Origin of the sequence: Vibrio sp. SCSIO 43137 (assembly GCF_028201475.1) — a bacterium.
Classification (GTDB): Bacteria; Pseudomonadota; Gammaproteobacteria; order Enterobacterales; family Vibrionaceae; genus Vibrio.
In genome coordinates this window covers 2,654,888-2,670,154 of the sequence record NZ_CP116383.1, presented here as the reverse complement: position 1 = coordinate 2,670,154, position 15,267 = coordinate 2,654,888, and the positions used below count along the sequence as shown (strand labels likewise).

Here is a 15,267-nt window from a genome sequence, read left to right as displayed (position 1 = left end):
TAGAATGGATATGGCATCTAGTCACCCTGAAACTAAGCCGGGTAAAGCGGCAAAAAGTTTAAAACATGGTGATCGTAAGTTTGCTTATTTGATTTTGGTTCCCGCATTGACGGCATTTATGGTGATGGTGTTTTACCCATTTGTTGATGCCATGTCTATGTCTCTCTACCAATACACAATTTTTGATACTGAACCGATTTTTATCGGTCTGGACAACTTTGCAACCATACTCACTGACCCGTATGTACTTGGGTCGTGGGTAACCACCGCGATTTTTGTGGTGCTGACAACGGCCTTAACTATGGTGCTTGGCCTCTGTTGGGCACTGCTTATGTATCAGGATTTTCGTGGCAGGGCTGTGTTCCGGACAATGACACTACTGCCGTGGATACTGCCAAGTACAGTGAGTGCTTTTATCTGGGCGTGGATGCTGAACGGTAAATACGGTGTTGCCAACGTCCTGCTGGCCAGTGTCGGCATTATTGATGAGAACATTCAGTTTCTGTCAAACGATGCCGGTGCTATGGCGGCCATCGTTATGACCCGGGCATGGATCTCTATACCACTATTTATGTCCTTTTTCCTTGCCGGGCTTCAGGGGATGGATTACCAGCAGATTGAAGCGGCCCGTATCGATGGCGCCGGTAACTTCCTTGTGGTGAGAAAACTTATTCTGCCTCATCTGCGTCCGGTATTTCTGGTAACCGGTGCACTGGGCATGATTGGTAATCTTCAGCAGTTCGATATTATCTTTGCCCTGACAGGTGGCGGACCTGTGAGAGCAACCTCAGTGTTGTCCATTGAAGTATTTCGTCAGGCATTCCAGAACTGGGATCTGGGAATGGCTTCTGCCATTGGTGTTCTTTGGGTCTTTACCCTGATGCCGCTGGTTGTTTTCTATCTTCGTAGCCTGTTTAAAGAGGACTAATTGATGTTTGAATTACGTTCATGGAAAGCGAAGATAGGGTTTATCTCGCTGTTAATGCTGATTGCTTTCTTCCTGTTCTTCCCGGTTTACTGGGCATTGAGCAGTGCATTTAAAGCCAACTCAGAGCTTTATCTTGCTGACCCGACCATGTTTCCGGCTCAGTTTTACTTTGGTCACTTTATTGATGCCCTGACAGGCGGAGGCATTCTGCTTCAGTTGAAAAACAGTCTGCTGACGTCGACTGCTTCAGCAACACTAAATGCCGTACTGGCGGCACTGGCGGGATACAGCTTTGCTAAGTTTGATTATCCGGCTAAAAAGCCACTGATGCTGCTGATACTGTCAGCGCAGATGTTCCCGTTTGGTGTTCTGCTTATCAGTATCTATCCCATGCTACAGGGTGTAGGTTTGCTGGATACTAAGACCGGTCTGACTATCTCCTATATTGTCTTTGCTCTGCCGGTTAGTACCTACATGATGTACAGCTACTTTAAGCAGTTACCTAATGAGCTTATTGAAGCTGCCAAGGTAGATGGCGCCAGTAACATGCGCATCTTTATTAAGATAGTGATGGTAATTTCATTCCCGGCGTTTATCACCGTTATGCTGTATGCATTTATGTGGTCGTGGAATGACCTGCTCTACTCGATGACCCTGATCACCTCAGAAGAGAACCGTACTATCGGACCGGGTCTGCTGCTTAGATACATTAATGAAAATAATGCTGACTGGGGAGGAGCCATGGCTGCTTCATTCCTCGCCGCCGCCCCTGTTGTTGCTGTGTTTGCCATGTTGCAGAAACAGTTTATTGGTGGCGTAACAAGTGGCGCAGTGAAGTAATACAAGATTTATAGAGGAATACAATAATGGCCGATTTGCAGTTAAACAAAGTTTTTAAGCGCTATGGGGATGTTGAAACGATCCACGGCGTGGATCTGGATATTAAAAATGGTGAGTTTGTCGTTTTTGTCGGGCCGTCAGGTTGTGGTAAATCCACCTTACTAAGGATGATTGCCGGGCTGGAAGAGATCTCCGATGGTGAAGTCTCTATCGATGGTCAGGTGGTGAACAATAAGCAGCCGAGTGAACGTGGCATTGCTATGGTGTTTCAGTCCTACGCACTTTATCCCCATATGACAGTTCGGGAGAATATGAGCTTTGGCCTTGAAGTGGCGAAATCCCCTAAAGAGTATATCGATCAGAGAGTGAACGAAGCTGCCAAGATTCTGAAACTGGAAGAGCTTCTGGATCGAAAACCTAAGCAGTTATCGGGTGGGCAGCGTCAGCGTGTTGCTATCGGGCGAACCATCGTTCGTGAGCCGAAAGTATTTCTGTTCGACGAGCCTCTGTCTAACCTTGATGCTGAGCTTAGGGTTCAGATGCGTATTGAGATCTCTAAGTTACATGAAGATCTTGGCAACACCATGATTTATGTAACTCACGATCAGGTTGAAGCCATGACTATGGCCGACAAGATTGTGGTTCTCCGTGACGGTAATGTTGAGCAGGTGGGTTCACCGCTGGAGCTGTATAACCATCCGGATAATATCTTTGTCGCCGGCTTTATTGGTTCTCCAAAGATGAACTTCCTGCCGGTTAAAGTACAGGAAGCAGCAGGTGAGCACACATCTGTTGAACTTGAGGACGGCCAGTTAGTGACCCTGCCTCTGACCGGTGATGTTAAAGGGGGAGACAGCTTATCTCTTGGTATCCGTCCTGAGCACTTTATGGATAAAGGTGTAGGGGACAAAAATATCAGCGTGGATATCGATGTGATTGAGTGCCTTGGCGGAACCTCGTATGTTTATGGTAACTGTGGTTCGCAGCCGGTCATTATTCAGTGTGGCGAGCAGTTTGCCCATAAACGTGGTGAAAAAGTGACCTTTAGTTTTGAACTAAACCGTTGCCATCTGTTTGATAAGAAAGGCATCGCACTGAAGTAATCCTGAATATTGGGGGACATGAGGCAGCAGGGAGGCCGCCTCTTGTTTTTACTTTAATAATTTCCCGTCATGAATCTGTTCTGTTCTCTGTAAAACCCGCCAATAACTGATATAATCCCGCCAATTTTTTAAACAGATAATTGAGTGTCTGCCAGCGGCAGATTACCCAGACCTCATTGAAGATTGTAGATAATGTCAAATAGCCCATTTACACGTGAAGTTTCTAAACGCAGAACCTTCGCGATAATTTCCCACCCGGATGCGGGTAAAACAACCATTACTGAAAAGGTTCTTCTTTTCGGACGCGCGATTCAGTCCGCTGGTACGGTGAAAGGTCGCGGATCGAGTCAGCATGCAAAATCTGACTGGATGGAAATGGAAAAAGAGCGTGGTATCTCGGTAACGACATCCGTGATGCAGTTCCCTTATAACGACTGTCTGGTAAACCTGCTGGATACTCCGGGACACGAAGATTTCTCGGAAGATACCTACCGTACCCTTACCGCGGTTGACTCCTGCCTGATGGTAATCGACGCAGCGAAAGGTGTAGAGGACAGAACGCGTAAACTGATGGAAGTGACTCGTCTTCGTGATACACCTATCGTTACCTTTATGAACAAACTTGACCGTGATATCCGTGATCCTATGGAGTTGCTGGATGAAGTGGAGAGCGAGCTGAATATGGCTTGTGCTCCGGTTTCATGGCCAATCGGTTGTGGTAAAGAGTTCAAAGGTGTTTATCACATCCATCGTGATGAGACCATTCTTTACTCAACAGGTCAGGGCCACACCATTCAGGAAGAGAGAATCGTTAAAGGTCTGGATAACCCTGAACTGGATGAAGCTGTAGGTGAAGAGCTGGCTGAGCAACTGCGTGAAGAGCTGGAATTGGTTATTGGTGCTTCCCATGAATTTGATCGCGAGCTATTTCTTGCCGGTGAACTGACTCCGGTATTCTTCGGTACTGCACTTGGTAACTTTGGTGTTGACCATATGCTGTCTGGTCTGACTGAGTGGGCTCCTGCACCACTGCCACGTCAGGCCAATGAGCGTGAAGTAGAAGCAACGGAAGAGAAGTTCTCCGGCTTTGTATTTAAGATTCAGGCCAATATGGATCCGAAACACCGTGACCGTATCGCCTTTATGCGTATCGTATCCGGTACCTACAAGCAGGGTATGAAGATGAACCATGTTCGTTTAGGTAAGCAGGTCGCTATCTCTGATGCGGTGACCTTTATGGCCGGTGATCGTTCAAGAGCGGAAAACGCTTATGCGGGCGATATTATTGGTTTGCACAACCACGGTACGATTCAGATTGGTGATACCTTTACTCAGGGTGAGCAACTTAAGTTTGCCGGTATCCCTAACTTTGCTCCTGAACTGTTCCGTCGTATCCGTCTAAGAGATCCACTGAAGCAGAAGCAGTTGCTGAAAGGTCTGGTACAGCTTTCTGAAGAGGGGGCTGTTCAGGTATTCCGTCCGTTACAGAACAATGACTTAATTGTTGGCGCCGTTGGTGTGCTGCAGTTTGATGTGGTCGTTGCCCGTCTTAAGTCTGAGTATAACGTTGAAGCTATCTACGAGAGCGTAAACGTAGCGACGGCACGCTGGGTTGAATGCGATGATGAGAAGAAGCTGGAAGAGTTTAAGCGTAAGAACCAGACTAACCTTGCTCTGGATGGTGGTGATAACCTCTCTTATGTTGCTCCGACCATGGTGAACCTGAATCTTGCTCAGGAACGCTTCCCGGATATTCAGTTCAGGGCGACAAGAGAGCACTAACGAAACTGTTTAATGAATTAGCCCGCTTAAATGCGGGCTTTTTTGTCCCTGGAGAAAACCTGTCAGGCAAAACTTATCAGCAGCAGACAAATAAAAAGGCCGAAGTATCAAACTCCGGCCCTTAGAAATATAAGCTCAATTAAGCTTATTCACGTTCCTTGGTATATGGAACACCAATCGCTTTCGGTGCGATAGCTTTACCGATAAATCCTGCCAGCAGGAATACGGTCAGAACGTATGGGATTGCTTCGATAGCCTGAACCGGAATCGGGAAGTCACCGATGCTAACGCCCTGAAGACGGATAGCCAGTGCATCAAGGAAACCGAACAGCAGACAAGCACCCATAGCAGTAAACGGACGCCATTTACCGAAGATCAATGCCGCCAGAGCCATATAGCCCTTACCGGCACTCATATTAGGAATAAACTGAGCCGTCTGTGCCACCGAGAGGTAAACGCCACCAATACCGACTAAGATTCCGCAGATAACCATAGCGCCGTAACGCATACCGGCTACCGAGATACCAGCCGTATCTACCGCAGATGGTGATTCACCTACCGCACGCAGACGCAGACCAAAGCGGGTTTTAAACAGTACATACCATGCCAGAGGAACGATCAGCACTACTAAATATTCCAGTGCGGAGTGACCACTTAACAGCTCAGAATAGAGCAGCCCGATAACCGGGGTATCGGCTAAGTCTTCAGCAAACGGAAAGTTAATTGGCGCAAAACGGGCATCACCGGAAAGTGCCGGAGTCTGTCCGCCCTGATGGAACCAGTGACGACCCAGAGTAACGGTCAGGCCGGCAGCCAGAATATTGATTGCCATACCACTTACTACCTGATCACCTCTGTGGGTAATCGAGGCGAAGCCGTGAAGCAGAGCCAGCAGCACAGAAACAGTCACACCGGCACCAAGTCCGAGCCAGGCCGAACCTGTCATATGTGCAGTCGCGGCCCCGGCAAATGCAGCGGCCAGTAGTTTACCTTCCAGCGCAATGTTAACCACACCGGAACGTTCACTGAACATACCTGCCAGAGAGGCCAGAATCAGAGGTGTTGCAACCCGGATGGTTGCATCAAGCATCAGAATAATTGTCTCAAACATAATTAAGCCGCTCCTTTTTCTGATTTAGTGAACAACTTAATGTAAGTGCGCTCAAGTGATGGGCGGAACATATGCTCCAGTGCTCCCGAGAAGAGGATAACCAGCCCCTGAAGTACCACCACGATATTACGGTCTACGCCGTACTCAAAGCTTAACTCTGCACCACCCTGATAAAGGAAACCGAACAGTAAACTGGCCAGCAGAACACCGATTGGGTGGTTACGTCCCATAAGAGCAACCGCAATACCAGTAAAACCGAAGCCTTCTACAAAGTTAAGTTTGATTTGGTGTAGCTCACCCTGAAGTACGTTAAGGGCAAAGAAGCCTGCCAACATACCGGAAATCAGCATGGTCAGGATAACGATCTTAACGTAGTTGATACCAGCGTAGCCTGCCGCTGAAGGGTTAGAACCAACAGAGCGGATCTCATAGCCCCAGCGCGAGTGCCAGATAAACAGCCAGACAAACACACAGCAAAGCAGGGCGAAGATAAAGCTCAGGTTCAGAGGGCTTGCGGCTACATCAATACCAATAGCGCCCGCCATTTCGTGCATCTTTGGCAGCCAGCTACTGGCAGCAAACACCCGGCTCTCTGTCGCCATGGTGTTTTCTGGTTTCAGGATATCAACCAGAAGATAGGCCATCAGAGAAGCGGCGATAAAGTTAAACATAATCGTGGTGATTACGATATGAGAACCGCGCTTCGCCTGCAGGTAGGCAGGAATAAATGCCCACGCAGCACCAAACAGGCCACCGGCCAGAATGGCAAACGGGAACACGATATACCAAGGGGCATACTCGCCCAGCGTCAGACAGATCAATCCGACCCCGAGGCCACCAATATACGCCTGACCTTCACCACCAATGTTGAACAGCCCGGCATGGAATGCCACGGCAACAGCAAGGCCGGTAAAGACAAAGCCCGTTGCATAGTAAAGGGTATAGCCGAAGCCTTCGGCGTAACCGAATGCACCAGTCCACATCACTTTAGCAGCGTCGACAGGGTTGATATCAATATAGATAAATAGAAGGGCTGAGACTAAAAATGCCACTAATACATTAATGGCTGGTAATAGTGCTACGGTTACCCAGGCAGGAATTTTTACCTGACTCATTATGCTTCCTCCCCGGACTGACTGCCCTGCTTAATGTGGTCCGGCACAATATTCGCCATCATCAGACCTAAGGTTTTCTCATCAGCTTGTTCAGCACTTACTTCACCTACAATCGCACCGTCAAACATCACGATAATACGGTCTGCAAGGGAAAGGATCTCATCCAGCTCTACTGATACCAGAAGTACCGCCTTTCCTTTATCACGACTGGCAATAATCTGTTGGTGAATATACTCAATAGCACCGATATCAACACCACGGGTAGGCTGTCCAACCAGAAGTACATTCGGGTTTTCTTCCATTTCGCGGGCAATAACCAGTTTCTGCTGGTTACCACCAGAGAAGTTAGCTGTCTTCAGGGTGACATCGTTCGGCCGCACATCCCATTTATCCATGCTGGTCTGGCAGTATTCAGTAATGGCTGCTTTGTCTTGCAGTAACCCAAGCTTACCTTTGTTGTATTTAGGCAGATTGTGATAGCCAAGAATATAAGCTTCCTGAGCTTCAAACTTGTTGACCAGTCCCTGTTTATGCCTGTCTTCCGGAATATGACCGACACCCATAGCTCGTACGGCTTCAGGATCTCTTGGGTCTTCCTTACTGAAAGGGTGGCCGTTAAGCACTATGTTGCCGGAGTGCGGAGTTAGAATACCAGATAGCAGCCCCAGAATTTTGGACTGACCGTTGCCGGATACACCGGCTATGCCGACGATCTCGCCTTCACGTACTGAGAAACTGATCTCTTTAACACGCTGAACACCGGCGTCATCAAAGAAACTCAGCTTCTCTACCTGAATCAGCTCTTTCTTAGGTGCCGCTGGTTTCTTCTCAACTTTCAGGCGAACTTTACGCCCTACCATCAGTTCGGCCAGTTGCTCCTGATCTGTTTCTGCAGTAACAACGTGCTCAACCATAGCGCCCTGACGCATAACAGAGATATTATCTGTGATTGCCAACACTTCCCTGAGCTTATGGGTAATGATCATTACCGTTGTACCCTGTTCGCGCAGTTTGTTAAGAATGCTGAAAAGGTGATCGGCCTCCTGAGGAGTCAGTACCCCTGTCGGCTCATCAAGAATAAGAATTTTTGCGTCGCGATACAGCGCCTTAAGAATCTCTACACGTTGCTGCAGGCCCACGGGAAGCTCACCGACAATGGCACCCAGAGGGACTTCGAGTCCGTAATCTTTTTCGATTTGCAGTAGTTTTTTGCGGGCTGAACTCAAACTTTCCTGTAGTTTCCAGCCGTTTTCTGCCCCGAGAACGATATTCTCAAGAACAGTGAAGTTTTCTACCAACATAAAGTGTTGGTGAACCATACCAATTCCCGCAGCAATCGCTTCCTGAGAATTAGAAGGTTTGTATGATTGATTGTTGACCAGCATGGAACCACCGTCGGCGTGGTAGAAACCATAAATGATGCTCATCAGTGTGGACTTGCCAGCGCCATTTTCACCGATAATTCCGTGAATTGTGCCAGCCGGAACCCGCAAATCGATGGACTTATTGGCGTGTACTGCGCCAAAGCGTTTATCGATTTGTTTGAGTTCAATGGCGTAGTTTGGAGTTTGAGTCACGAGAGATACCTGAACTTCAAAGTTACAAAATAGTACGCCGCTGATGCATACCAGCGGCGTAAAGATCAATAAACTACAAGTAACACCTGTTAGTAGTTACAAGTGTTGTCTGACATGTAGTCATGAACTTTGATCTTTCCTGAAATGATATCCGCTTCGATGCCTTCAACATAAGACTTCATCTCCGGAGTGATCAGGCTGGCATTGTTGTCATCAAGAGCCCATGCAACACCGCCTTCTTTCAGACCAAGAACCTTGATGCCAGGTTTCCAGCTGCCATCCATGCTTTCAGTCCATGTGTTTTTAGCTGCAACACCAACACGCTTAACCATTGAAGTCAGCATAGTGCCCGGCTGTAGGTGGTTTTGGTTTGCGTCAACACCAATAGCCAGTTTACCTGCATCTTTAGCCGCCTGATAAACACCAAGGCCTGTACCACCTGCTGCTGCGTAAATTACATCCGCACCTTTGGAGAACTGAGATTTAGCCAGCTCAGAACCTTTCGCCGGATCAGCAAATGCTGCCGGAGTAGAACCTGTCATGTTCTGCAGAACCGTTGCATCAGCATTAGCAAATTTAGCACCTTGCTCATAACCACACTGGAACTTACGGATCAGTGGAATATCCATACCACCTACAAAACCAACAGTGCCTGTTTTAGAAGCTTTAGCTGCAAGAGCACCAACAAGGAACGAACCTTCATGCTCTTTAAATACCACAGATTGTACGTTTGGCTTGTCAACAACCATATCGATGATAGTGAATTGAATATCAGGGAATTCTGTAGCCACTTTTTCTACTGCAGAAGCCATGTTGAAACCAACAGCAACGATAGGGCTGAAACCACGGCTGGCCAGACGACGAAGACCTTGTTCACGCTGAGCTTCGTTTTGAGGTTCAAACTCACGTACTTTAACGCCTTTTTCTGCCTCAAGAACTTTTACACCATTCTGGAAAACGGCTTCGTTAAATGATTTATCGAATTTACCTGCTGTATCGTAAATAACAGCTGGTTTAGGCGCAGCAAATACGCTGAATGAAGAAACGGCAAGCGCTAGTGCTGATAGCTTTAGAGTTGTCTTTTTCACTGTTGAATCCCTATTTTGTAATCCAATTAAATAACGGGTGATGAAATATTCACCACAATTGTTAATAAGATGATTTTTTTATTGCTTTAATATAATTAGGTAAAGGCCTTGCGGCTTTATCGTTTGCGTAAGAAAGAACGCGTAAACAGCTAACAAGTTTATCGTTTGCACCGGAAAAAAAATAGCGATCAGCTCACAGCAAATAGGGCTAAATCAGTGAAAAAACTTAATGTGGGTCACGAAGTGTTAAACAAAAGTAATGCATTTGGTCTGGATTTGTTGATCTGCATCTTGTTTTTATACAAATAAGCACTCGGGGAGTAAATACGGAACTGTGTTACTGTTTTTGTGCTCAAGCTAGAATAGGCCTGCTTTACACTTTCTTCTCTACAGTAAGAGATATGTTTATAACCCAAGTGAGACAGAAATGATAAATAGACTAAAAGAACTGATAAAACGCTATGACCTTTGGTGTGAAAGTATGGGATTGGCTCCGGATCAGAAGCGAAGTTGTGTGCCGGTAAAAAGAGAGCCGAGTGCAGTTTCTGCGCAGAAAAAAGAGATAGCTAATATAGAGGGTTTAAAGAAGCAAGATGACAAAACTGTTTGATACTCATTGTCATCTGGATTTTGAGCCGTTTTCTGCCGATCTTGATGATGTGATTAGCCGGGCAAGGAATAAAGGTGTCGATAAGTTTCTGATCCCGGCCTGTAGCAAAAGTAACTGGCGCAATGTTGCCGAGATAAGTCAGCGTTATAGTGGCGTTTATTACGCTTTAGGACTTCACCCTTATTTTACTGATAAACACTCAGATAGTGATTTGGACCTTTTAGAACAGGCAATCAGGAATCGAGATAATAAGTGTGTAGCGGTAGGAGAGTGTGGGCTGGATTTTGTAAAAGGTAATGACAGGGAAAGGCAAATACTGTTGTTAGATGCTCAACTGGATTTAACTATCCAATACGAGCTACCTGTGATTCTTCATTGCCGGGGAGCTCATCAGCAGATGATTAAGCTGCTGAAACAGAAAAAACTGCCATGTGCCGGGGTGATTCATGGCTTCTCCGGTAGCTATGAGCAGGCAATGGACTATATCAGGCTTGGCTATTACATAGGAGTTGGGAGCACGATCACATATTTGCGGGCAAGAAAAACCAGAAATACCATTTCAAAACTTCCTTTAGCAAATTTAGTACTGGAAACAGACGCTCCAGATATGCCATTAAGTGGTTATCAAGGTGAAAAAAATGTGCCAGAAAGAGTGTTAAATGTGTTAAATGAGCTAAACGTGTTGCGAAATGAACCTGAGCAAACGGTTGCCGATACGCTTTATAAGAACAGCCTTTCAGTGTTTACAATTTGTAAATAAAAACAACACAATTTGTGCCTTTGGTGAACGCTTTGTGGTGTAAATGAGATTGCGATCACAATATGAAATGAATCAATAGATACGGCCATACAAAAGTGTGATTTGCATATTACTTTCTATTGGTGGGTCTGAGTATAATCGCTCTCGCTTTTTAGCTCCATTTTTTGTTACACGCCATTTAACTTATAAGGAAGTCATAAACTATGAGCCTGTTTATGAGCCTAGTCGGTATGGCAGTACTGATTGCAATCGCAGTACTACTATCTGACAACCGCAAAGCAATTAATTTAAGAACCGTGGGTGGTGCATTCGCTATCCAATTCGCTCTTGGTGCATTTGTACTTTATGTACCTTGGGGTAAAGATCTACTGGGTGGTTTCTCTGCTGGTGTAGCTAGCGTGATCGACTTCGGTAAAAACGGTACTAGCTTCCTATTCGGTAGCCTAGTTAACTTCTCTGTAGAAGGTATTGGTTTCATCTTCGCATTCCAAGTACTGCCTACACTGATCTTCTTCTCTGCACTTATCTCTGTACTTTACTACATCGGTGCAATGCAGTGGGTTATCAAGATCCTTGGTGGTGCACTTGAGAAAGCTCTGGGTACTTCTCAGGCTGAATCAATGTCTGCAGCAGCTAACATTTTCGTAGGTCAGACTGAGGCACCTCTGGTTGTTCGTCCGTTTGTTCCTAAAATGACTCAATCTGAGCTGTTTGCTGTAATGTGTGGTGGCCTGGCATCTGTTGCTGGTGGTGTACTAGCTGGTTATGCATCTATGGGTGTTCCACTAGAGTACCTTGTAGCTGCATCATTCATGGCTGCACCTGGTGGTCTACTGTTCGCTAAAATCATCAAGCCAGAGACTGAAGACTTCTCTGACAAGATTGACGCTGACCTAGACGGCGACGACAAACCTGCTAACGTATTTGACGCAGCTGCTGGTGGTGCTTCTGCTGGTATGCAACTTGCGCTAAACGTTGGTGCAATGCTAATCGCATTCATCGGTCTTATCGCTCTTGTGAACGGTATGCTTGGTGGCATCGGTGGTTGGTTCGGTATGCCTGAACTAAGCCTGGAGCTTATCCTTGGTTATGTATTCTCTCCACTGGCATTCCTAATCGGTGTTCCATGGGAAGAAGCAACTCTGGCGGGTACTTTCATTGGTCAGAAACTGATCGTGAACGAATTCGTTGCATACCTGAACTTCGTACCTTACGTTGGTGAGAGTGCACAAGTTGTTGAAGCAACTGGTCAGGTTATGTCTACTAAGACGACAGCAATCATCTCATTCGCTCTATGTGGTTTCGCGAACCTTTCTTCTATCGCGATTCTGCTAGGTGGTCTGGGTGGTATCGCTCCAAACCGTCGTCACGATATTGCTCGCATGGGTATGAAAGCTGTTGCCGCTGGTACTCTTTCTAACCTGATGGCTGCAACTATCGCTGGTTTCTGTATTAGCCTGGCTATGTAATAACCAACATTGAATGACAAACACCGTAGCAAGAGATTGCTACGGTGTTTTTTGTTTTTAAAGAACTAGGTCAACAGACCTGAAAAAACAGGAACGAAGCTTGGTTGCATAAGGGTTTTTACCCCATGGCTTGAACTTTTTGAGATACAAACCGTTTGCTTGAAAAGTCGATGGTGTCACATTTTTAGCTTTATACCTATAATGTATACATCTGGAAAGGTTGGAGTCATAACTATGAATGAAGTTATTCTCGCAACAGTTGCTGGTTTTGCTGTAGGCATGTTGTTCTCGGCAATTAAGTTACCTATCCCAGCTCCCCCGGTATTAACGGGCGTGATGGGAATCGTCGGAGTTTATTTAGGCGGTGTAGCTTACCACTGGATTATTGAACGATTTTTCAGTTAGCAACCTTTACCGGAACCGATGCATGAAGCATCTGAATTTTAGACACCGCAATCATTGATTGTAGTGCCAGATACTCAGAGAAATGAGTATTGACCTAATTGGTACTGTGCGGTGACAGGGATAGCAATTGGTATTTTTAATACTGAGTCTTCAAGGAACCAAGTCCGTTCATTTCGTAACCCGGAATAGCAAGATGACAGTCTGCCAAATGATATTGGCGGTGAGCTTTTTTCGGTAAACAAATTGAATATATTGATCGGAGATAGAAATGAGCGATTTAAAAGCAGCAGCTCTACGTGCACTTAAACTAATGGATTTAACTACGCTGAATGATGATGACACTGATGCAAAAGTGATCTCTCTTTGTCATGACGCAAAAACTGCGGTAGGTAACACTGCTGCTATCTGTATTTACCCTCGCTTTATTCCTATTGCGAAGAAAACACTACGTGAGCAAGGTACTCCTGAAGTACGTATCGCTACAGTAACTAACTTCCCGCACGGTAACGACGATATCGATATCGCAGTAGCTGAAACTAAAGCGGCTATCGCATACGGTGCAGACGAAGTAGACGTAGTATTCCCATACCGTACTCTTATCGCTGGCGATGAAAAAACGGGTTTCGAACTGGTTAAGCAAGTGAAAGAAGCGTGTGGCGATATCCTTCTTAAAGTGATCATCGAAACCGGTGAACTAAAAGAAGAAGCACTTATCAAGCGTGCATCTGAGCTATCTATCGAAGCTGGTGCAGACTTTATTAAAACTTCTACAGGTAAAGTGCCTGTAAACGCAACTCCTGAAGCTGCTGAAATCATGCTGAAAGTGATTCGTGACATGGGCGTAGCTGAGAAAGTTGGTTTCAAACCTGCTGGTGGTGTTCGTACTGCTGAAGATGCAGCACAGTTCCTTGCAATGGCTGATGACATTCTTGGCGCTGACTGGGCTGACAACATGCACTACCGTTTCGGTGCATCTAGCCTGCTGACTAACCTGCTAAACACGCTGGAAGTAACAGACGAAACAGCGGATCCAAACGCATACTAATTCGTACTAACAGAGGTGGAGCTACATGCTCCACCTTCTCGTTTGCCCTACACAATATTTAATTCAGACTCGGGAGAGACTTTAATGTTTTTACCTCAAGAAATTATTCGCAGAAAACGTGACGGTGAAGTACTGACTTCAGAAGAGATTAACTTCTTTATTCAGGGCGTTGCTAAAAACACAGTTTCCGAAGGCCAGATTGCCGCATTTGCTATGGCTATCTTCTTCAATGAAATGACAATGCCTGAGCGTATTGCTCTGACTTGTGCGATGCGTGATTCTGGTATGGTTCTGGACTGGAGCCACATGAACTTTGACGGCCCAATCGTTGATAAGCACTCAACGGGTGGTGTTGGTGACGTAACTTCTCTAATGCTTGGCCCTATGGTGGCGGCATGTGGTGGTTTTGTTCCAATGATTTCCGGCCGTGGCCTTGGTCATACAGGTGGTACTCTGGATAAGCTGGAGTCAATCCCGGGTTATAACATTACTCCTACTAATGATGTGTTTGGTCAGGTAACAAAAGAAGCTGGTGTGGCTATTATTGGTCAGACTGGTGACCTTGCTCCTGCCGATAAGCGTGTTTATGCAACTCGTGATATCACTGCAACTGTAGACAACATCTCACTGATCACTGCTTCTATTCTTTCTAAGAAACTGGCAGCAGGCCTTGAGTCTCTGGTTATGGATGTAAAAGTAGGTTCTGGTGCCTTTATGCCGACTTACGAAGCGTCTGAAGAGTTGGCGAAATCTATCGTAGCAGTAGCGAACGGTGCCGGTACTAAGACCACTGCACTGCTTACTGATATGAATCAGGTACTGGCATCATCTGCTGGTAATGCGCTGGAAGTAAAAGAAGCCGTTCAGTTCCTGACTGGCGAATATCAGAACCCACGTCTGAAAGAAGTGACTATGGCTTCTTGTGCAGAGATGCTGGTGCTGGGTAACCTTGCTAAAGATACTGCTGATGCACGTGCTAAACTTCAGGGTGTTCTGGACAATGGTCTGGCAGCTGAGAAGTTCGGCAGAATGGTTAAAGGTCTTGGTGGCCCTGGTGATTTTGTTGAGAACTACAGCAACTATCTGGACACAGCAGAAGTTATCAAGCCAGTCTACGCTAAAGAGAGCGGTATTGTATCTGCTATGGATACCCGTGAAATTGGTATGGCTGTTGTGGGTATGGGCGGTGGTCGCCGCGTAGCCACAGATACTATTGACTATGCAGTAGGTTTCGAAAGCTTTATCCGTCTTGGCGAAACTGCAGACAGCGAGAAGCCGCTTGCAGTGATTCATGCCCGTAATGAAGCACAGTGGCAAGATGCCGCTGACGCACTACAGAAAGCGATTAAAGTTGGTAGTGAAGAATATGTAGCAACCCCGGATGTTTACCGTGAAATTCGCGCGGAAGATGTTGAATAACATCCGATGGAGAGA

14 protein-coding genes are annotated in these 15,267 nt (G+C 46.2%); 10 read left to right on the top strand and 4 right to left on the bottom strand.

What is annotated here, in order from left to right; all coding sequences use genetic code 11:
- Positions 1-4: 4 nt before the first annotated feature.
- The 4 genes from PK654_RS12495 (at position 5) to prfC (ending at position 4,653) form a co-directional block, all read left to right on the top strand.
- Positions 5-928, top strand: a complete 924-nt coding sequence (locus tag PK654_RS12495) for a carbohydrate ABC transporter permease (protein WP_271696102.1) — start codon at positions 5-7, stop codon at positions 926-928.
- Positions 929-931: 3 nt separating this feature from the next.
- Positions 932-1,768: a carbohydrate ABC transporter permease gene (locus tag PK654_RS12490; protein WP_271696101.1), complete on the top strand. Its 837-nt coding sequence runs from the start codon at positions 932-934 to the stop codon at positions 1,766-1,768.
- Positions 1,769-1,794: 26 nt separating this feature from the next.
- Positions 1,795-2,871, top strand: coding sequence for an ABC transporter ATP-binding protein (locus tag PK654_RS12485; RefSeq protein WP_271696100.1), 1,077 nt, complete (start codon positions 1,795-1,797; stop codon positions 2,869-2,871).
- Positions 2,872-3,063: 192 nt separating this feature from the next.
- A complete protein-coding gene (prfC, locus tag PK654_RS12480; RefSeq protein WP_271696099.1) occupies positions 3,064-4,653 on the top strand; it encodes a peptide chain release factor 3 in 1,590 nt (529 codons plus the stop codon).
- 145 nt (positions 4,654-4,798) lie between these two features.
- Here prfC and PK654_RS12475 read toward each other — a convergent pair whose 3' ends face one another.
- From PK654_RS12475 to PK654_RS12460, 4 genes are all read right to left on the bottom strand, one after another.
- The gene (locus PK654_RS12475) at positions 4,799-5,764 is read right to left on the bottom strand and encodes an ABC transporter permease (protein WP_271696098.1); all 966 of its coding nucleotides are present in this window, start codon (positions 5,762-5,764) and stop codon (positions 4,799-4,801) included.
- A 2-nt stretch (positions 5,765-5,766) separates the two neighbouring features.
- Positions 5,767-6,879, bottom strand: coding sequence for an ABC transporter permease (locus PK654_RS12470; RefSeq protein ID WP_271696097.1), 1,113 nt, complete (start codon positions 6,877-6,879; stop codon positions 5,767-5,769).
- Positions 6,879-8,456, bottom strand: a complete 1,578-nt coding sequence (locus PK654_RS12465) for an ABC transporter ATP-binding protein (protein WP_271696096.1) — start codon at positions 8,454-8,456, stop codon at positions 6,879-6,881. Before PK654_RS12465 ends, PK654_RS12470 begins: the two co-directional genes overlap by 1 nt.
- A gap of 89 nt (positions 8,457-8,545) precedes the next feature.
- Positions 8,546-9,544 (bottom strand): BMP family lipoprotein, encoded by a 999-nt coding sequence (locus PK654_RS12460; protein WP_271696095.1) that lies wholly within the window; start codon positions 9,542-9,544, stop codon positions 8,546-8,548.
- 430 nt (positions 9,545-9,974) lie between these two features.
- Between PK654_RS12460 and PK654_RS12455 the strand changes: the two genes are divergently transcribed.
- The 6 genes from PK654_RS12455 (at position 9,975) to deoA (ending at position 15,252) form a co-directional block, all read left to right on the top strand.
- The gene (locus tag PK654_RS12455) at positions 9,975-10,154 is read left to right on the top strand and encodes a hypothetical protein (RefSeq protein ID WP_271698874.1); all 180 of its coding nucleotides are present in this window, start codon (positions 9,975-9,977) and stop codon (positions 10,152-10,154) included.
- Entirely contained in the window at positions 10,138-10,914 is a 777-nt protein-coding gene (locus tag PK654_RS12450) for a TatD family hydrolase (protein ID WP_271696094.1), read from the top strand. The genes PK654_RS12455 and PK654_RS12450 overlap by 17 nt, the downstream gene beginning before the upstream one ends.
- Before the next feature lie 203 nt (positions 10,915-11,117).
- Positions 11,118-12,383, top strand: coding sequence for a NupC/NupG family nucleoside CNT transporter (locus PK654_RS12445; protein ID WP_271696093.1), 1,266 nt, complete (start codon positions 11,118-11,120; stop codon positions 12,381-12,383).
- Positions 12,384-12,617: 234 nt separating this feature from the next.
- The gene (locus PK654_RS12440; protein WP_271696092.1) at positions 12,618-12,788 is read left to right on the top strand and encodes a XapX domain-containing protein; all 171 of its coding nucleotides are present in this window, start codon (positions 12,618-12,620) and stop codon (positions 12,786-12,788) included.
- Positions 12,789-13,056: 268 nt separating this feature from the next.
- Positions 13,057-13,833, top strand: a complete 777-nt coding sequence (gene deoC / locus PK654_RS12435) for a deoxyribose-phosphate aldolase (protein ID WP_271696091.1) — start codon at positions 13,057-13,059, stop codon at positions 13,831-13,833.
- Positions 13,834-13,917: 84 nt separating this feature from the next.
- Complete coding sequence (deoA, locus tag PK654_RS12430) at positions 13,918-15,252, top strand: thymidine phosphorylase (RefSeq protein ID WP_271696090.1); 1,335 nt, start codon at positions 13,918-13,920, stop codon at positions 15,250-15,252.
- The last annotated feature ends 15 nt before the right edge of the window (positions 15,253-15,267 follow it).